A 17,875-nucleotide genomic window follows, 5' to 3' on the forward strand; every position below is an offset into this window, starting at 1 on the left:
GGGGGGAGGGGCGCGGGCCACTCATTTTTCCGGGGCGGGAAGGGGCCGGGTCCGGGTCAGCCGACGGTGCCCTCGGCGTGGAGGAGTTCGATGAGGCGGCGCACCGCCGGAGCGCAGCGCCGGCGGTCGGCGAAGCCGATCCACGCGAGTTCGGCGATCTCGTTGTCCGCCGAGATCTCGCCGTCGTACTCGGCGGTGTGGCACGACAGGCGAACGCGGGTGCCCGGGCCCTGGCCGTGGGCGGCCTCGTCGATCACCGCGATCCGGCGGACAGTGTCCGGCCGCAGCACCACGCTGACCTCCTCCATCGCCTCGCGGGCCACCGCGGCCTCGTCGCTCTCCCCGGGCTCGCGCTTGCCGCCGGGCAGGTAGAACAGGTCCACCCCGTCGGTGCGCACGCACAGCAGGCGGCCCTCGCGGACGTGGACCCAGGCCAGGGCGTCGATGACGGCGGGGGAGGAGGGCGGAGTGGGTGACATGCGACCACCCTATGTCAGGGCGTGGATGTCACCTTTGGGAAACACAGTCGTTACCCCCCTGGGGACAAGGGGCTCCGCCGGGTACTGTGACTTTTTGGGAGCGCTCCCATGCGCGCAGTAACGGGGAAGCAGGGGAAACCGGGGAACACCACACCGAAGGAAGGCTCATGTCCCGCACACGCATAGCCATCGGAGCAGCAGTTAGCTCCGTCTCGGCCCTGGCCCTGGGAGCGGCGCTGCTCGCCACGGCGCCCGCCTCGGCCGCCGGGTCCGAGTTCTACGTCAACCCCAACACGTCGGCGGCCGTCTGGGTCGAGGAGAACCCGAACGACCCCCGGGCCGACGTCATCCGCGACCGAATCGCCTCGGTCGCCCAGGCCACCTGGTTCACCCAGTACAACCCCGACGAGGTCCGCGACGACGTGGACGCGGTGGTCAGCGCCGCCGACGCCCAGGGGCAGACCCCCATCCTGGTGGTCTACAACATCCCCGGCCGCGACTGCGGCAACCACAGCGGCGGCGGGGCGCCCAGCCACGACGCCTACCGCGCCTGGGTCGACGAGGTCGCCGCCGGCCTGGAGGGCCGGTCCGCCACCATCGTCCTGGAGCCCGACGCCCTGCCGCTGGTGAGCGCTTGCAGCGACCCGTCCGAGCTCCTGGACTCCATGGCCCACGCGGGCAAGGCGCTCATGCAGGGCTCCTCCGAGGCCAGGGTCTACTTCGACATCGGCAACTCGGCCTGGCTCGGCCCCCAGGAGGCCGCCGCCCTGCTCAACGGCGCGGACGTCGCGAACAGCGCGCACGGCGTCGCCACCAACACCTCCAACTACAACTGGACCCACGACGAGGTCGCCTTCGCCGAGGCCGTCGTCGCGGCGACGGGCGTGTCCGGGCTCGGCGCCGTGATCGACACCAGCCGCAACGGCAACGGCCCCGCGCCCCAGAACGAGTGGTGCGACCCGCCGGGACGGATGATCGGCCGTCCCAGCACCACCGACACCGGCAACCCGCTGATCGACGCCTTCATCTGGACCAAGCTGCCCGGTGAGGCCGACGGCTGCATCGCGCCCGCGGGGCAGTTCGTGCCCCAGGCCGCCTACGACATGGCGGTGAACGCCCCCGATTACCCCACCGACCCGGGCGAGCCGACCGATCCCGAGGAGCCCACCGACCCGCCCGCGGGCGAGGGCTGCACGGCCGACTACAGGATCGTCAGCGAGTGGGGCGACGGCTTCCAGGCGGCGGTGACGGTCACCGCCGAGGACTCCCTCAGCGGCTGGACCGTGACGTGGACCTACGCCGACGGGCAGCGGTTCACCCAGGGCTGGAACGCCGAGTTCTCCAGCAGCGGATCGCGGGTCACCGCATCCGACATCGGCTGGAACGGCACGCTCGGCGCCGGCGGCAGCACCGAGTTCGGATTCACCGGGACCCACACCGGTAGCAACGGCACGCCCGAGGTGACGTGCTCCGCGGCCTGACCGCGCTGACGGGGCGGGACGCGCCGCGTCCCGCCCCGTCCTCCTGGCCGCCTCCGGCCAACCGCGCCGAACCCCGCATCCCGGGGCCGGGGAGGCACTAGCATCCCCGGTGGGTGAAGGGCGGACACGGATGACGGTTCCACAGGTGGGCGAGCGGACCCTGGTGGAGGACAGCGCCTGCGGCGGGTTTCCCGCGCAGGAGGCCGGTCCCCGGCAGGCCCGCGAACGGGCCTACAACCTCTACAGCGCGGCCGTCGGCGCCTGCCTGAGCAGGACCGGGCTCCGGGAGCGCGCCGCCGAACTGCTCGCGCGGGAGGCCCGGCTGCCCTTCCTCGACGACGGGGAGGTCGCCCGGGTCAACCGCGAGCTTCCGGGAACCGTCGCCGAACTGCGGGCCGAGCCGGTCCGCGTCCGCGACGGCGCGTCCCCGGGGGAACCCGGCCCCGTCCTGGCCGGGGCCGACCTGGAGGCCCTGTTCGACCTCGCGCTCCGCGACCGGCTCACCGGACCGGCCCGCGAGCGGCCCCGGCTCCTGCTCCTGGGCGGCCAGCCCGGTTCGGGCAAGTCCACCCTCCAGCGCCTGGTCCTGCCGTTCCTGCCCGAGGGCACCGTCAGCTACGACGGCGACGACCTGCTGCGCCTGGCGCCCGACTACGAGTGGGCGATGGCCGCCGACGACCGCGCCGCCTCCTCCGCCCTGGCCCGGCAGGTCGGCGGCCTGCACGGGCTGGCCATGGCGCACCTGCGCGCGGGCCGCGTGGACGCCGTGTGCAGCCACCCCCTCGGCCGCGCGGACTGGGCCGCGTCCTGGGTGGAGGGGTTCCGCGAAGCCGGATACCGGGTGGAGGTCGCAGTCGTGGCCACCCACAGCTCGAACAGCCGCTTCGCGATCGCCGACCGGTACGCCCGGGCCCGTGCCGACCAGGGTTTCGGCAGGTGGATGCCCGAACTCCACCATGACCGTTTCTATCTGGGCCTCCCCAACACGGTGGAGTTCCTGGAGACCCACCGACTGGCTGACTCGCTCTACGTCCTCTCCCGCGACGGCGACGTGCTCTACGCCAACCACCGGGAGCAGGACGACTGGCGGACCGAGCCGTTCGGGCGCGTCGCACTGGAGGCCGAACGCGGGCGCCGGGAGCTGTGGCACGCCTCCGGGCGCGCCCCGCGCAGCGCCGTCTGAGGGGCCCGGCGGGTCCTCAGTCCGGGCGCGCCCGGCGGGTCCTCAGTCCCGGGCCGCCAGCCTCCGCACGGCCTCCCGGTCCTCCTCGCCGAACCGCTCCTCCAGCTCCTCGGGCGCGGCGTCCAGGTCGATCCGCGACACGGGCACCCCGCGCGCGGACTCGATCGCGCCGAGGCGGCGCAGCGCGCGGTCGCCCGCGTAGCGGACGAGTTCGCCCGGAGGCAGTTCGTAGCGCCGGGCGGCCGGGTCGCCCGCGGGCTCCTCACCGCGTTCCACCGTGGACGTCACGTGCGGCAGCAGTTCGTCCAGCCGCTCGCGCACCACGTCCCAGTTGGCGTCGTCGGCCGCGACGTGGCGGCGGCACGTGAAGGTGCCCCACGCCATGTGGCGCCGCTCGTCGTCGCCGATCATGCGCACGATCCGGCGCATCCCCGGGAAGAGGTCGCGCACCGTGCACAGGTGGTTCCAGGCGTAGTACCCGGTCAGCGCCAGCGAGCCCTCGATGACGTGGTTGTAGGTCACCGAGGCGCGCACCTGGTTGCGCGGGCTCGGGTCCTCCAGCAGCGCCTCCAGGGACCCGGGCAGCTCCTCGTAGAACAGCGTCCGGTACCCCGGGTTGGCGTCCACGTACCCGTGCAGGTCCTCCTGGACCCCGAGCGCGTCCAGCCACAGCCGGAACGCCTGGACGTGCTTGGCCTCCTCGAACGCGAACTGGGTCAGGTACATCTCGTCGCCCAGCCGCCCCTCCGCGGCCATGGCCCGCAGGAACGGCTGGATGTCCTCCGTGACCGCCTCCTCGCCCGCCACGAAGAACGCGCACAGCCGCAGGACCCGCGCCCGCGCCCCCTCGCCCAGCCCCTCCCAGTCCTCGGCGTCCCGGCTCAGGTCGATGTCGGCCGGGTTCCAGAACCGGGCGTTGCCCTTGGCGAACAGCTTGAGCGGGAGGGAGTCCCAGTTCAGGCCGCCGCCCCGGAGCGAGTGGAAGCCGGTGCGGCGCTCCGCGGGAGCGGACGGGGGCGGTGCGGGGGTCGGAGAGACGGGCACGGGGAGGACCTCCTGGCCGCTGGGGGAGCTGCTGTGTCCTCATGATTGGACACGGCAGGGGTCTGTGTAAAGAGCGGACGGGGTGGGCGGCGCCAAAAACCGAATCCGGCTCGGTGGATTTGCGACCGCGGCCGTTGACGGCGCGCCCCCGCCGAAACGGTACGGTCGGGGAGTACCGACCGCACCGAACGATCGGGGAACGACGTGTTCTGTGGTGATCCCGGCACATCCGGCTACACCGCGTGCGCCGCCCAGACCCAGCTCTTCGCGTTGGCCTCCGCCATCCCCGCCCTGCTCGGCATGGCGCTCCTCGTGGCTGCCTTCACCGCCCCCTCCGTACGGGGCGACAGGCTCCTGCGCACCCGCACCCTGAGCTACTCCCTGGTGGCCTGGGGGATCGCCGCGGGCACCTACGTCATGGGCGGTCTGCCGTCCTTCTGAGCCGACGGGGCCCCGCGGGCGGCCCCGGGCGCACGCGCCCCGCCGCGCCGCCCCCGGGACCGCCCGCCCCGGTCAGATCTCCTCGCCCGACAGCAGGTCGCCCGCGTCGGTGATCCGGTAGGCGTACCCCTGCTCGGCCAGGAAGCGCTGCCGGTGCGCGGCGTAGTCCTGGTCCAGGGTGTCGCGCGCCACCACCGCGTAGAAGCGGGCGGCGCGGCCGTCGGACTTGGGGCGCAGCACCCGGCCGAGCCGCTGGGCCTCCTCCTGGCGCGAGCCGAAGGAGCCCGACACCTGCACCGCGACACCGGCCTCGGGCAGGTCGATGGAGAAGTTCGCGACCTTCGACACCACCAGCGTCCGCAGGTCCCCGGAGCGGAAGGCGTCGAAGAGGCGCTCGCGCTCCTTGTTGCGGGTCTCGCCCTTGATCACCGGCGCGCCCAGCGACGCGCCGAGCTCGTCCAGCTGGTCGATGTAGGAGCCGATGACCAGCACCTGCTCCTCGGGGTGGCGCTCCACGATCTCCCGGACCACGGAGTTCTTGGTCTCGGAGGAGGCGCAGAACCGGTAGCGGTCCTCAGGCTCGGCGGTCGCGTACGCCAGCCGCTCGGCCTCCGACAGGTCGACCCGAACCTCGACGCAGTCCGCTGGGGCGATCCACCCCTGGTTCTCCATGTCCTTCCACGGCGCGTCGTAGCGCTTGGGGCCGATCAGCGAGAACACGTCGCCCTCGCGGCCGTCCTCGCGCACCAGGGTCGCGGTCAGGCCCAGTCGGCGCCGGGCCTGGAGGTCGGCGGTCATCCGGAAGATGGGCGCGGGCAGCAGGTGCACCTCGTCGTAGACGACCAGGCCCCAGTCACGGGCGTCGAACAGCTCCAGGTGCGTGTACACGCCCTTGCGCCTGGCCGCCATGACCTGGTAGGTGGCGATGGTGACGGGGCGGATCTCCTTGCGGGTGCCCGAGTACTCGCCGATCTCGTCCTCGGTCAGCGAGGTGCGCCGCAGCAGCTCGGTCTTCCACTGGTGCACCGACACCGTGTTCGTCACCAGGATGAGCGTGGTCGCCCCGGTCATGGCCATCGCCGCCGCGCCGACCACGGTCTTGCCCGCGCCGCACGGCAGGACCACCACGCCGGACCCGCCCGCGTGGAAGCTCTCCGCGGCCTCTTTCTGGTAGCCGCGCAGCTCCCAGCCGTCCTGGTCGAGGTCGATGGGGTGCGCCTCGCCGTCCACGTACCCGGCCAGGTCCTCGGCGGGCCACCCGATCTTGAGGAGCGCCTGCTTGAGGTTGCCGCGCTCGCTCGGGTGCACGGCGACCGAGTCCTCGCCCAGTCGCTCGCCCAGCATGCCCTTGAGCTTCTTGGCGCGGACGACCTCCTCCAGCACGGCGCGGTCGGAGGACTCCAGGACGAGTCCGTGCCGCGGGTCGCCCACGAGGCGCAGCCGCCCGTAGCGGTCCATCGTCTCGGCGATGTCCACCAGCAGCGAGTGCGGCACCGGGAACTTGGAGAACCGGATCAGCGCGTCCACGACCTGCTCGGCGTCGTGCCCGGCGGCACGGGAGTTCCACAGGGCCAGCGGCGTGATCCGGTAGGTGTGCACGTGCTCGGGCGCGCGTTCGAGTTCTGCGAAGGGGGCGATGGCCCGGCGGCACTCGCCGGCCAGCTCGTGGTCGACCTCCAGCAGGAGCGTCTTGTCGGACTGGACGATCAGGCAGGACAACACGGACCTTCAATCTCGCGGGGCGGGGGGCGGCCACAGGTGCAACGCTCGCGGGCCCCCGATCATGCCCGGGGTCCGCGCCCCCGTCCTCCCGGGCCGTCCGGGCCGGGACGGCGGTCGCGGGCCAGGCGGACAGCGGGGGAGAGGGGGAGGGGGTCGGTGCCCGTTCAGGAGGTGAAGAGGAGCATCACCATGGCCAGGACGACGACCGGGACGAGGAACAGCACGAACAGCGCGAAGTAGGCGAAGTTGCAGGTCCAGGTGTACCGGATGTACCGCTCCACCCGTTCGGGGTCGGGGAGCCTGCGCAGCGTCGCGATGCCGAACCAGACCCCGGGCACGTTCACCGCCAGCAGGAAGAACCAGAAGCCCAGATACATCATCAGGATCGACGCCGCCGCGCTGAGGACGGCCACCACCAGCGCGGCCACGGCGCCGCCCACGCGGGCGGGCGGGGCCGCCGGGGGGACCGCCCCGGGGGCGCCGCCGGAGGCCAGGCGCTTCCCGGCAGGGAACCCCTGGCGGCCCCGCCCGGGCCGGGCGGCCCCGGCGCGCCCGGAGCACCGACCGGCCCCGTCGGCCCCGGTGAACCCGGGGCCCCGGACGGCCGGAACGGCGCCGAGGACGCCGGGCGCCCCGGACCGCCCCCGTGCGCGGATCCCGGTGCGTAGCCGTGCTTCCTCTCCCAGAAGGCCTTCGGGCCGCCTCCGCCGTTCATCACCGTTCGTCCCCCTCCCCCTGCCTGCCGCACCCGCCTCGTGCCGCTCCCGGCGCCGTCTCCGCCGGTCGCCCCCGTGCTCCGTGCAGACGCGGTGCCCGGTGGCCCCGTCCGCCAAACACGGCTCAGTAGTTGGTGACCGGGACGATCCCCTGGACCCAGGAGCCCGCCTGGGTGAACATCACCAGCGTCAGCACCAGCATCACGAAGAGCATCACCCCGGCCGCGCCCAGGCAGTACCAGGAGTAGCGCGTGAGCGTCTCGGCCTGGACCGCGCGCCCCCGGTCGCGGGCGTGGGCGGCGCGCACCGCGAACACGATCCCGGCGATGCCGAACAGCCAGTTCATGCAGCACAGGAAGGTCAGGGCGTGCAGGATCAGCGCCATCGTCGAACTGCTGGCCCCGATCGCCGCCCGGCGTGCGTCGGGTCCGTCGCGCTCGTCGTCGCGGTCGTCGCGGCGGTCGCTCCCGGCCCCGCGCCCCCCGCCGCGCTCGGGGGCGCGGGCCCTGCGGCGCTCGCGGTCGTCGTCGCGTCCGTGCTCACGGGGGGACGATGCCCCGGGGGGCAGCGATGCGTTGCTCATGGGGGTTCTCTCGCTGTCGGTGGGTCGACCAACTCGGTTCCAGACTAGCCCTCCGCCTCCGGGCCGATCGTGAGGAACCCGGGTGCGGCCCCGACGCCGTCGCCGTCCGCGACGGCGCGGTCCGCCCGCGCGGGGCCTCCCGCCCCTACCGCCCCGCTTCCTCCCGCGGTTCCGGGTCCAGCTCGGCCACGGCGGTCACCCGGTGCACGGCGAACCGGTGCACCGCCGCCCGGGTCGCGTCGTAGGCGGTCAGGAAGCCCCCGTCCACACCCGACGGCTCCACGATCCGGCTCACCTGTCGGCCGTCGGTGTCGGTGTAGCCGATCCACACCCTCCGGCCGTCCCTGGCGGCTCCCGCGAGCACCTCCAGCACCGCCGCCGACCGCGACCCCGGCGGGCCGTTCTCGGGCAGCGGCACCGGTGTGCGCGACGCCGTGGCGGCCTCGTCCCCGGCGCGCACCGCGCGCACGGCCGCGGCCGCCAGCTCGCGCGACGTCACCGACCCGTCCGTGGCGGGGGGCGCCGTGTCCGCCGCGTCCGCCCGGCGCACCTCGGGGCGGCTCAGGCGCATCGCCCCGTCGCCGCCCTCGGGCACCGGGTGGTACCCCAGCTGCCGCAGCCGCTCCACCAGCGCCGCGCGGGTGGACCGGCTCGCCACCACGGTCGGCGCCAGTCTCAGCAGCCCCAGGTCGTCGGCCCTGCGGTCGCTGACCAGCTCCTCCAGCAGCGCGGGCTCGTCGCAGCGCAGGTAGCTCGACGCCGAACCGGCGCGCAGCCGTCCGTGCCGTCGTCCCACGTCCGACACCAGGTACCGCAGGGCCTGGGGGAGCGGGGTGCGCGAGTGGCGTTCGAGCAGGGCGGTGATGTCGGCGACCCCCCGCCCGGCGTCCAGAGCCCGCCGCACCGACCCCTCCGTGAACCGGTACACCGTGGCCCCGCCGGTGGACTCCACGTCGGCGACCAGAGCCAGCTCACGGGCCAGTTCGGCCACCAGGGGGCCCGGAGCGACGGCCGTCAGGTCGCCCTGCACCAGCACGTAGTCCAGCGGCTTGGGCAGCTCCCCGCCCAGGACGCGCGCCGCCGCCTCCTCGTCGCCGTCCAGCAGCGGCCGGACGTGGTCGGCCAGCGCGCCGCGCCCGGTCAGGCCGAGCGAGGCCGCCTCGGCCGCCGCCGCCCGCACCAGTTCGGCGTAGACCGGCGACTGGCGGCGCGGGCGCCGCCAGGACAGGCGCGCCGACAGCGAGTCCGGCAGCGGGGCAAGGCCCGGTTCCGCGGTGCCCAGCTCCGTGAGCAGGTCGCGGCGGGCCTGCGGCGCGGCCGGACGGACCAGGCCCGGGCCGAGCGCGTTGCGCATCCGTCCGCCCGAGTCGCGCGACCCGCTCAGCGACGCCACGCGGTCCGACTCCAGCCAGGCGCAGGCCAGCCGCAGCCACCGGTGCTCGGGCGCGCGCTCCCGCCACAGGTCGTACTCGCGGGTGGGCAGCCACTCGCCCTCGACCCGGTCGTCGGCTCCCAGCAGCCCGGCGGCGTGCGCGACCTCCACGAACAGGGCGGCCGTGGCCTCGTCGGTGTCCATCGTCTGGGCGGCGCGGCGCAGGTCGCGCACGCCCAGACCGCCGTTGCGCAGCACCGCGGCCGGGTCCTCCGACCAGTGCTCCAGGAGTTCCTCGACGGCCCGCAGCACCGTGAAGGCCTGCCCGGCGGCCGCCCGTGCCACGGCTTCGGCCGGGTGCGCGGTCCCCTCGAAGGGCGGCGGCGCGGTGGTGATCTCGCGGAACAGCCGCCCCGAACGCAGGTGCAGCCCGACCTCGCGCGGCATGGTGAGGGTGTCGTCGCCGCTCGGCAGCAGGAGGGCGCGGGCGATCAGCTCCTCGACCGGGGAGGCGGCGGTGGCCAGGGTGACCTCGCGGCGGGCGTCGGAGACGGTCCCGTGCGGAGGACCCCACGCCATGCTGTCCAGCAGCCGCCGGGCCTGGTCGCCGACCGGGCCCGGCGGGGCGGACAGCACCGCGGCGACCGCCTCGACGGGGGCGTCCCCGCCGCCGTCCGGTGCGAGGTCGGCGGCGAGCCTCCTGACGGCGCCGTGCGGCAGCGCGGCGAGCAGCACGCGCGCGGGCGGGCCGAGCTGGGCGGGCCGGGGGAGCAGGTCGCGCAGCACTTGGACGGGGCGCAGCCGCCCCCGGTCGGGCCAGACCAGGGCCAGACGCAGCAGGGTGTCCAGGGCCTCGCCGAGCGGACCGTCCACCGTGTCGCGCTCCGGGGCACCGGCGCGGGCGCCGGCGGGGCCGTCCACCGGTCCGAGCGCGTCGGACAGCTCGGCGGCGGACACCCCCACCGGCTCGGACAGCCGGTCGTCGCCGAGCGCCACCACCGACTCCAGCACCTGGAGCGTGAACCGGTCCAGCCGTTCCAGGACCCGCAGAACTGTGTTGCGGGTGGTGGCCCGTGAGGCGAGCGCGCCGATGTCGGCGGGGACGGGCTGGGCCAGGTCCGGGCGGGCCCGCAGCAGGGCGACGAGTGCGTCGTCCGACCGGCCGCGCAGCCAGGAGGTGAACGTGGGGGGACGGCCCGACACGGGGACCGTGCGGTTCCCCGTGCCCGGTCCGCGCCCGTCGGGCGGTGCGTTGTCGCTCATCGGTTCAACGCTAAGCGATCAGGGCCCCGGTGTTCGCGTCCTTCCCCTGTGGCTTCCGCGACTGCCTCCGTCACACCGTCGTAGACCGTATCCGAGGGAAATCCGGTGACCGAAACTGGGAAGTAGGGCTTAAAAGCCAGGTCGTCCTGAGCCAGTATGGGGACATGACCCAGCGCTCGGAACAACTGGTACTGGATTATCTGTCCGAGGTCGGCTTGGAGCTGTACGGTCGCATGACCGCGCAGGAACGCACCGCCTACCTCGCCGGAGTGCGCTCGCGCATCGACGCGCGCCGCGCCGCCGCGGGAGACGACGCGGACACCGTCCGGGGCATCCTCAGGGGTCTGGGCACGCCCCGGGACCTGGTGGAACGCGATCTCGACGGCCGCGACCTCGACGTCGAGGACGACGAGCTGATCCCCTCCAGGCCGCGCCACGCCGACCGGCCGCCGCCGCCCTGGCGGGGCGGCCCCGACCGCGGGCTCAGGTCCCTGCTGGAGGGGCCCGGCCAGACGGAGATGCGCGTCCGGGGCCGCCGCGCGGACCGCGGCGAGCGGCCCGGACCCGGCGAGCGGCCCGAGCGGTCCGGGCCGGTGGCGGTGCTGCGCCGCCACCCGCCCGAGGCCGCGGCCCTGCTCCTGCTGCTGCTGGCCGTGCCCTGGTGGTGGGACCTGGCCTTCCTGTGGGTCCTGGGGGCGGCCCTGGTCCTGCTCAGCCAGGTGTGGACCGCCCGGGACAAGTGGATCGGCGTGGGCCTGCCCCTGCTCTCCTGCGCGCTCGGCATGGCCCTGTGGAGCGGCGAGGCCGAGTTCGTCGACGAGTACGTCCAGGAGTCCCTGACCTCCACCGGGGTCATCGGCCTCGGCGCGGCGTCCCTGGTGTGCGCGGTCTACCTCTACTCCCGGCTCCCGCGCCCGGCGCCGTCCGCGCTGGACGCGGCGCCGCGCTGAGCGCGTGCGCGCGGCCGTGCGCCGTGTCGGGGGCGTGCGGTGTTCTCCCAGTTCAACGGCCTGCTCCCGCTGGTCATTGCTTGGCAAACGCTGGGGAATAACCTTTTCCGGTCGGCCCGTTACCGCGCGTCCGAACACACGGATTCGGGTAGTCATGTCGGTACACCGCCTCTTTCGCTTAAGGCGGTCGCGTCAGTACCGGCGCCCCGGCCTCCAGCCCGGTCGCCACAGCAGCCGAGGCGGCCCGTGTCTCCGCCGAGTCCCGTCCCACACTCCGCACCCAGCGGTGAGGGGCCGCCGTCGGCGCCGCGAGGCCCGGATGATCCGCATCCGGGCCTCCTTGACGTGCCCGGGCACGCCCCGCGTCCGGGAGGCCCCGCCCCGCCGGACGCGCGGGGGCGGCGGCCGTTTATGCCCTCGCGCCGGTGAGTCCCCGGGCATTACTTTGGAGGCACTCGTGGAAAAACCAGGGGTGTCCCGGCAAGGTGCGGACGGCGCGGACCCCACCGCGCCCGCCCGTGCCCCGTTCCCGGCACGCCCGCCAGCGAAAGCATGAGGTCCCCAGGTGCCCACCGGCAAGGTCAAGTGGTACGACGGCGACAAGGGATTCGGTTTCCTCACCCGCGACGACGGCGGTGAGGTCTTCGTGCACTCCTCCTCGCTCCCTCCGGGAACCACGTCGCTGCGGCCCGGCCAGAAGGTCGAGTTCGGCGTGGCCGAGGGACGCAAGGGCGCCCAGGCGCTCCAGGTCAAGCTCCTGGAGGACCAGCACTCGGTCGCCCGGGCGCGGCGCAAGAAGCCGGACGAGATGGTGGTGATCACCGAGGACCTCATCAAGCTGCTGGAGGGCCTGTCCAACGGCTACCGCCGGGGACGCCACCCCGAACGCCGCGAGGCGGCCAGGATCGCCTCCGTGCTGCGCGTGGTCGCCGACGACCTGGAGGCCTGAGCGGTCGCCGCGCCCCGGGCGCGAGGACGGGGCGCCCGGGGGAGGGGCCGCGGGGCCCGTTCCCTCCGGGGCCCGGGCCCGCTCCGGTCCGCCCCGGTCCGCCCCGGCCCGGCCCGGCGCTTCCGGTGTCCGGGGGGTCAGGGGCCCGAGACGGGTTCCGGAGGATGTATCGGGCGAACCTTGACCCTCGTTATGGTCAAATCGGTGCTCGCGATCAGTGAGAATGGGGGCGTGAGCCCTACTCGACGTTCTCCTGTACCGGACAAGGCATGTATCGAGGCGGTGGAGCTGGCTCGCTCGGTGGCCGCCGAGGTCGGGCGACCCGAGTGGGTGGGTGAGCACCTCGCCCCCCAGATCGAGGACACCCGCCTGGTCACTCACCTCTTCACCTGCCTGGACCCCGCCTACCCGGGGTGGAACTACGCCGTCACCGTGGTCCGCGCCTCGCGCGCCAAACAGGTCACGGTGAACGAGGTCGTTCTGCTGCCCGGCGAAGACGCCCTCGCCCCGCCCGAGTGGGTGCCCTGGAAGGAACGGCTGCGCCCCGGCGACCTCGGCGTGGGCGACCTGCTGCCCGCCGAGGAGGACGACGAACGGCTCGTCCCCGGCTACGCCCAGGTGCCCGACAGCGAGCTGGACGCCGAGGGCGAGGACCGGCAGGCGATCTGGGAGCTGGGCCTGGGCCGACGCCAGGTGCTCTCGGAGTTCGGACGCGAGCAGGCCGCCGAGCGCTGGTACAACGGCGAGGGCGGCCCGCGCAGCCCGATCGCGACTGCCGCGCCCGCGCGCTGCCTGACCTGCGGTTTCATGACCCCGCTCGCCGGTGAGCTGCGCCAGATGTTCGGTGTGTGCACCAACGAGTACGCCCCCGACGACGGCCGCGTGGTCTCGATGGACCACGGTTGCGGAGCCCACTCCGAGGTGCGCCGCCCCGAGACGCGCAACGATCCGGTCAAGCCCGTCGTGGACGAGCTGGGCTACGACCACATCGTCTTCGACGACACCGCCGAGCTGGAACTGGTCTCCTCGGATTCCTGACGAGGCCGCGTTCCTGAAACGGGCCCGCCGACGCCGTCCGACGTCGGCGTGCGCCGATGCCGTCCGACACCGGTGTGCGCCGATGCCGTCCGGGGCCGCCGCGCCCCGGAGCCGACCGGACCGGAACCCGTCTCCTCCTCACGCCGTGCCGCCGCGCCGCACGGTCCGGCCCCGGCCCTCCGCTCCGGTGGGCTAGGGTCGGTTTACCGCATCCGATCCCGCCCCGGGTGCACCGTGCCGGGCGTGCCCGCAGCGCAGGAGGAAACCGCCATGGCCGAGCCGCTGACCGCTTCGGTGGCCGATCCCTACAACACCGCCGAGCTGCGCCGACGCGTCCTCGCCGCGTGGGCCGACGCTCCCGCGCGCTTCCGTGAGGACGCCAACGCGGAGGAGGACTTCGCGCTCGGCGGCTACCGCGACCGGGTCGTGGTCGAACTGGCCCAGAACGCCGCCGACGCCGCCCGCCGCGCGGGCGTCCCGGGCCGGCTGCGCCTGGCGCTGACCGGCCACCGCCTGACCGCCGCCAACACCGGCGCCCCCCTGACCGCCGAGGGCGTGGAGTCGCTGGCCACGCTGCGCGCCTCCACCAAGCGCGGCGATCAGGGCTCGGCCGGACGCTTCGGCGTGGGCTTCTCCGCGGTGGCGGCGATCAGCGACGACGTCACCGTCGACTCCGGCGGCGCGGCCGTCCGCTTCAGCGCCGAGGCCGCCCGCGCCGCGGTCACGGACCTGCTGGGCGGCGAAGGCGCCCGCAGCGGCCTCGCGCAGGAGGTGGAGCACCGTTCCGGGCACGTGCCCATGCTGCGCCTGCCCTTCCCCGCCGAGGCCGCCCGCCGTGGGACGCCCGAGGCCCCCGGGACGGGAGAGGGCGCCGGGGGCTACGACACCGTCGTCACCCTCCTGCTGCGCGACGACCGCGCGCGCGACCGGGTGCGCGAACTCCTGGACCGGACCGGCGAGGCGCTCCTGCTCGCCCTGCCCGGCCTGGTCGAGGTGCGCGTGGACGTCGAGGGCGCCGAACGCGTCCTCACCCGCGAGGAGGCCACCGGAACGGCGGACCTGGTCACCGCGCACCTGGACGGCGACGGCACCCGGACCACCCTCTGGCGGACCCTCGAACGCTCGGGCTCCTTGGACCCCGCCCTGCTCGCCGACCGGCCCACCGAGGAACGCGACCGCACGTCGTGGTCGCTGACCTGGGCGGTCCCGGTGGACGAGGACGGCGCGGTCGCCGCCCTGCCCGCCGACGTCGAGCCCGTGGTCCACGCGCCCACGCCCACCGACACCGGACTCGACCTGCCCGCCGTGCTCATCGGCACCTTCCCGCTGGGCAGCGACCGGCGCGCGGTCCAGCCCGGGGCCGCCACCGACCTGCTGCTCATGGAGGCCGCCGAGGCCTACTGCGCCCTGCTGCGGCGCTTCGACCCCCGGGTGTCGCTCGACCTGGTGCCCGGCACCCGTGTGGGCGGCGGCGCCGTCGACGCCGTCTTCCGCGCCCGCGTGGCCGAGCCCCTCCAGGACACCCCGTTCCTGGTGACGGCGTCCGGTGCGCCCGTCGCCCCGCGCGACGCGGTACTCCTCGACACCGGGGGGCCGGGCGGAACCGACGGCCTTGCCGCCGACCTCGTCCGCGTCCTGTCCGAGCTCGTTCCCACGCTGCTGCCCGGGGGCTGGAGCCCGCGCCACCCTGCGCTGGCCGCGCTGCGCGTCCACCGCCTCGGACTGGCCGACGTCGCCGACCTGCTCGCCGACACCGACCGGCCCCCGCGCTGGTGGGCCGCGCTCTACGCCGCCCTGGACCGGGCGGGCAGGGGCGGCGCCGACCTGGACGAACTCGGCGCCCTGCCCGTGCCGCTGGCCGACGGCAGGCTCGTGCGCGGCCCCCGTTCGCTGCTGGTGCCCTCCGAGGACTGGTCGGCGGCGGACGGAGCGCGCGGTGACGACCGCGACGGCTGGGACGACCGACACGAGCGGGACAGCTGGGGCAGCCAGGACACCTGGGACGGACGAGGGGACGGGGACGACCGGGGCGAGCGCGGGCCGCTGGACGCCCTGGCCGCGCTGGGCGTGCGCGTCGTGCACCCCGGGGCCGTCCACCCCCTCCTCAACCGCCTGGGCGCGGTGGAGGCCAGCGCCGCGACCGTGCTGCGCGACGGGCGCACCGAGGCCGCAGTCCGCGCCTCCCTGGACGCCGACGACCCCGAGCCCGTGGCCGAGGCCGTGCTCGGCCTGGTCGCCGCCTCGGGGATCAGCGCCGCCGACGTGCCCTGGCTCTCCGAGCTGGCCCTGCGCGACGACGAGGACGGCTACTCGGTCGCCGCGGAGCTCCTCGTTCCGGGAGCGCCCCTGGCCGACCTCCTCGTGGACGACGCCCCCTTCGGCACCGTGCACCCGGACCTGGTGGAACGCTACGGGACGGGGGTCCTGCGCGCGGTCGGCGCGCTGTGGGAGCTGACCGCGGTCCGCGCCGAGGATGTCGCGCTGGGCGAGGACACGGCCTCCGTGTTCGACGGCGCGGCGGGAGAGGATGGCCCGGACGGCCTGGAGGACTGGGCCGACGAGGTCCTCGAACGCGTGGGCGACCCGGAGCTGCCGCCGGTCGTCCCCGAGCTGGTGTGCGTCGCCGACCTGGACTACGTTGCCGACGAGCAGTGGCCCCGCGCCCTGGCCATGCTCGCCGAGGGGCCGCTGCGCGAGGCGGTGACCGCCCCCGCCCGCGTGCTGCTGCCCGACGGCCGCGTGACGGACGTGCCCTCCTACACCGCCTGGTGGCTGCGCACACGGGCCCTGCTGGGCGGGAGCGCGCCCGCGGGACTGCGGCTCGGGGACGCCGACCCCGCCCTGGTGGGCCTGTACGACGAGGTGAGCGCCGACGTCGACCCGGAGTTCGCCCGCGCGCTGGGCGTGCGCACCACCCTGGAGGACGTGCTGGCTGACCCGGACGGCGCGGACGACCTGCTCGCCCGGCTGGCCGACCCGCAGCGGCACGTGGACCGCGCGTCGCTGCGCAGGGTGTGGGCCGCCCTGGCCGGGGTGGACGCCGACCTGGTCACCCCGCCCTCCCGCGTGCGGGCCGTGCGGGGCGGGTCGATCGTGGTGGCCGACGCCGAGGACGCGGTCGTGGTGGACTCCCCGGACCTGCTGCCCCTGCTGGAGGAACAGGAGCGGGCCCTGGTGCTCGCCCCGGCCGAGGCGGCCGAGGCCGTGGCGGACGTGCTCGACCTGGACCTGGCCAGCGAGGCGGTGACGGGAAGGGTCGGGTCCGCGGGACAGATGCGCCAGGTGCCGGACGAGGCGGACCTCTTCCTCGACCCGGCGGGGGAGCCCGACCGCACCTACCTGCACCACCAGACGCTCACGGTGGACGGGGTGGAGGTGGAGTGGTACGTCGCGGACGGCTCGGCGCACGCCTCGACCACCGACGGCCTGGCCCGGGCGCTGTGCTGGCGCGCGGGGCAGTGGTCCAGGAGGCACGTGCTGGCCGACGCGCTGCGCGAGCCGGGTGCCGCGGCGCGGCTGCTGGCCGAGGCCGACCTGGACGACTGAGGCCCTCTCCGGCGCCCGGAGGCCGCGACCGGCCTCCGGTCCCGGCCCGGCGACGGAGGACGCGCCCCCGGTTCCGGGGGCGCGGGGCCCCTCCGCCGCACCCGCCGGGTGCGCCGGACGGCGTTCAGGCCGGGGCGCCCGCCAGGTCCGCGTCCCCGTCCCGGGCGTCCTCCCAGGCGAGCACCTCCACCTCGTCGCCCACGGCCAGCGCTCCGGTGCGGGTTACGGCGAACTTGGCGCCGAATGCCACCCCGCCGTCGGCCCGGCGGTAGTCCGCCAGGGTGCGCAGCGGCTCGGGCCCCGCCTTGGCGCCCCGGGCCTGGTCGACCGTCGTGGCCACGCAGCGGACGCACACCTTGGCGAAGCCCAGCTCCGCGGTGCCCAGGCGCAGGGCGCGGACGCGGTCCTCGGTGTGCGGCTCGGCCCAGCCCGACACCACGACGTTGGGCCGGAAGCGGTTCATCGGCACGGGTTCGGCGCCCCGGGCGAGGATGCGCTCGCTGAGCAGGTCGAGGGAGGCCAGCGACGTCATCAGCACCGCGGTGCTGTCCGCGAACGCGCTGGTGCCCGGGGTCAGCCCGCCCACACGGCGGTCGTGGTCGTCGGGCACCCGCACCAGGCGGCTGGGCGCGCCGAGAACCTCCGACAGCCACTCCGCGGCCTCGGGGCCCTGGTCCACGCCGACGAAAGGCTGCCGGTGCACGGTCACGTCCAGGCGCGGGCCCCCGGGGTCGACCTCGACGTCCAGGGGCGCGAACCCGCCCGCCCCCGGACCGGGGCTCCACCCCAGGCACAGACGCGCGCCGTCCGCGCTGATCCCCGCGCGGACGAGCGCCATGCGGGGGTCGTTGCGCTGGCTGCGGAAGCCTCCGGCGTCGTCGACCACCATGAACGTGCGGTCGTGCCTGATCCCGGCGGACGTCATCTCGGCGGTCCGCACGGACGTGCCCGCGCACCCCTTGACCGGGTAGTGGACGAGTTCCTCGATTCGGACCATGGGAGAACGCTAGCGCATCGGTTCGTCAACGCCGGCTTGTGTGGGCATCTGGTTGCAAGACGAGGTCACGCACATCCTCGACGTTCTCGGGGATCCCGTTCGGCGCCGCCC

At 75.0% G+C, this 17,875-nt stretch carries 14 protein-coding genes; 7 read left to right on the forward strand and 7 right to left on the reverse strand.

Annotated features, from left to right (window positions below; all coding sequences use genetic code 11):
* Positions 1–56: 56 nt before the first annotated feature.
* A complete protein-coding gene (locus KGD83_RS04285) occupies positions 57–479 on the reverse strand; it encodes an NUDIX hydrolase (protein ID WP_212642622.1) in 423 nt (140 codons plus the stop codon).
* Between the two features lie 167 nt (positions 480–646).
* On the opposite strand from KGD83_RS04285, the gene KGD83_RS04290 reads away from it, so the two are divergent.
* Both KGD83_RS04290 and KGD83_RS04295 read left to right on the forward strand, forming a co-directional pair.
* Positions 647–1,960, forward strand: coding sequence for a glycoside hydrolase family 6 protein (locus KGD83_RS04290; protein ID WP_212642623.1), 1,314 nt, complete (start codon positions 647–649; stop codon positions 1,958–1,960).
* A 130-nt stretch (positions 1,961–2,090) separates the two neighbouring features.
* Positions 2,091–3,143, forward strand: coding sequence for a zeta toxin family protein (locus tag KGD83_RS04295; protein ID WP_212642624.1), 1,053 nt, complete (start codon positions 2,091–2,093; stop codon positions 3,141–3,143).
* 42 nt (positions 3,144–3,185) lie between these two features.
* Here KGD83_RS04295 and KGD83_RS04300 read toward each other — a convergent pair whose 3' ends face one another.
* The gene (locus KGD83_RS04300; protein WP_212642625.1) at positions 3,186–4,187 is read right to left on the reverse strand and encodes a R2-like ligand-binding oxidase; all 1,002 of its coding nucleotides are present in this window, start codon (positions 4,185–4,187) and stop codon (positions 3,186–3,188) included.
* A 204-nt stretch (positions 4,188–4,391) separates the two neighbouring features.
* On the opposite strand from KGD83_RS04300, the gene KGD83_RS04305 reads away from it, so the two are divergent.
* The gene (locus tag KGD83_RS04305) at positions 4,392–4,628 is read left to right on the forward strand and encodes a hypothetical protein (protein ID WP_013155191.1); all 237 of its coding nucleotides are present in this window, start codon (positions 4,392–4,394) and stop codon (positions 4,626–4,628) included.
* A gap of 72 nt (positions 4,629–4,700) precedes the next feature.
* On the opposite strand, the gene KGD83_RS04310 is transcribed toward KGD83_RS04305, so the two are convergent.
* The 4 genes from KGD83_RS04310 to KGD83_RS04325 all read right to left on the reverse strand — a co-directional run bounded on the left by KGD83_RS04310 (position 4,701) and on the right by KGD83_RS04325 (position 10,284).
* Positions 4,701–6,347, reverse strand: coding sequence for a DNA repair helicase XPB (locus tag KGD83_RS04310; RefSeq protein ID WP_212642626.1), 1,647 nt, complete (start codon positions 6,345–6,347; stop codon positions 4,701–4,703).
* 167 nt (positions 6,348–6,514) lie between these two features.
* Positions 6,515–6,790, reverse strand: a complete 276-nt coding sequence (locus KGD83_RS04315; protein WP_212642627.1) for a hypothetical protein — start codon at positions 6,788–6,790, stop codon at positions 6,515–6,517.
* A gap of 400 nt (positions 6,791–7,190) precedes the next feature.
* Positions 7,191–7,649: a CD225/dispanin family protein gene (locus KGD83_RS04320; protein WP_212642628.1), complete on the reverse strand. Its 459-nt coding sequence runs from the start codon at positions 7,647–7,649 to the stop codon at positions 7,191–7,193.
* A gap of 145 nt (positions 7,650–7,794) precedes the next feature.
* The gene (locus KGD83_RS04325; RefSeq protein WP_212642629.1) at positions 7,795–10,284 is read right to left on the reverse strand and encodes a helicase-associated domain-containing protein; all 2,490 of its coding nucleotides are present in this window, start codon (positions 10,282–10,284) and stop codon (positions 7,795–7,797) included.
* Positions 10,285–10,448: 164 nt separating this feature from the next.
* Between KGD83_RS04325 and KGD83_RS04330 the strand changes: the two genes are divergently transcribed.
* From KGD83_RS04330 to KGD83_RS04345, 4 genes are all read left to right on the forward strand, one after another.
* Positions 10,449–11,234 carry a hypothetical protein gene (locus tag KGD83_RS04330; protein ID WP_212642630.1) on the forward strand — a complete coding sequence of 262 codons (786 nt, stop codon included), beginning with the start codon at positions 10,449–10,451 and terminating at the stop codon, positions 11,232–11,234.
* 565 nt (positions 11,235–11,799) lie between these two features.
* Entirely contained in the window at positions 11,800–12,183 is a 384-nt protein-coding gene (locus KGD83_RS04335; RefSeq protein ID WP_212642631.1) for a cold-shock protein, read from the forward strand.
* 282 nt (positions 12,184–12,465) lie between these two features.
* Entirely contained in the window at positions 12,466–13,221 is a 756-nt protein-coding gene (locus KGD83_RS04340) for a DUF3027 domain-containing protein (protein WP_212642632.1), read from the forward strand.
* A 270-nt stretch (positions 13,222–13,491) separates the two neighbouring features.
* Positions 13,492–16,767: a sacsin N-terminal ATP-binding-like domain-containing protein gene (locus KGD83_RS04345; RefSeq protein WP_212644262.1), complete on the forward strand. Its 3,276-nt coding sequence runs from the start codon at positions 13,492–13,494 to the stop codon at positions 16,765–16,767.
* Positions 16,768–16,891: 124 nt separating this feature from the next.
* Here KGD83_RS04345 and KGD83_RS04350 read toward each other — a convergent pair whose 3' ends face one another.
* Complete coding sequence (locus KGD83_RS04350; protein ID WP_212642633.1) at positions 16,892–17,764, reverse strand: MOSC domain-containing protein; 873 nt, start codon at positions 17,762–17,764, stop codon at positions 16,892–16,894.
* Positions 17,765–17,875 lie beyond the last annotated feature (111 nt).

This window comes from Nocardiopsis akebiae (assembly GCF_018316795.1).
Taxonomy (GTDB): domain Bacteria; phylum Actinomycetota; class Actinomycetes; order Streptosporangiales; family Streptosporangiaceae; genus Nocardiopsis; species Nocardiopsis dassonvillei.

What these genes read in the sequence shown, in the direction of transcription:
- KGD83_RS04285 (WP_212642622.1), bottom strand. Translation starts at nt 479, where the DNA reads ATGTCACCCACTCCGCCCTCCTCCCCCGCCGTCATCGACGCCCTGGCC.
- KGD83_RS04290 (WP_212642623.1), top strand. Translation starts at nt 647, where the DNA reads ATGTCCCGCACACGCATAGCCATCGGAGCAGCAGTTAGCTCCGTCTCG.
- KGD83_RS04295 (WP_212642624.1), top strand. Translation starts at nt 2,091, where the DNA reads ATGACGGTTCCACAGGTGGGCGAGCGGACCCTGGTGGAGGACAGCGCC.
- KGD83_RS04320 (WP_212642628.1), bottom strand. Translation starts at nt 7,649, where the DNA reads ATGAGCAACGCATCGCTGCCCCCCGGGGCATCGTCCCCCCGTGAGCAC.
- KGD83_RS04325 (WP_212642629.1), bottom strand. Translation starts at nt 10,284, where the DNA reads ATGAGCGACAACGCACCGCCCGACGGGCGCGGACCGGGCACGGGGAAC.
- KGD83_RS04330 (WP_212642630.1), top strand. Translation starts at nt 10,449, where the DNA reads ATGACCCAGCGCTCGGAACAACTGGTACTGGATTATCTGTCCGAGGTC.
- KGD83_RS04345 (WP_212644262.1), top strand. Translation starts at nt 13,492, where the DNA reads ATGGCCGAGCCGCTGACCGCTTCGGTGGCCGATCCCTACAACACCGCC.
- KGD83_RS04350 (WP_212642633.1), bottom strand. Translation starts at nt 17,764, where the DNA reads ATGGTCCGAATCGAGGAACTCGTCCACTACCCGGTCAAGGGGTGCGCG.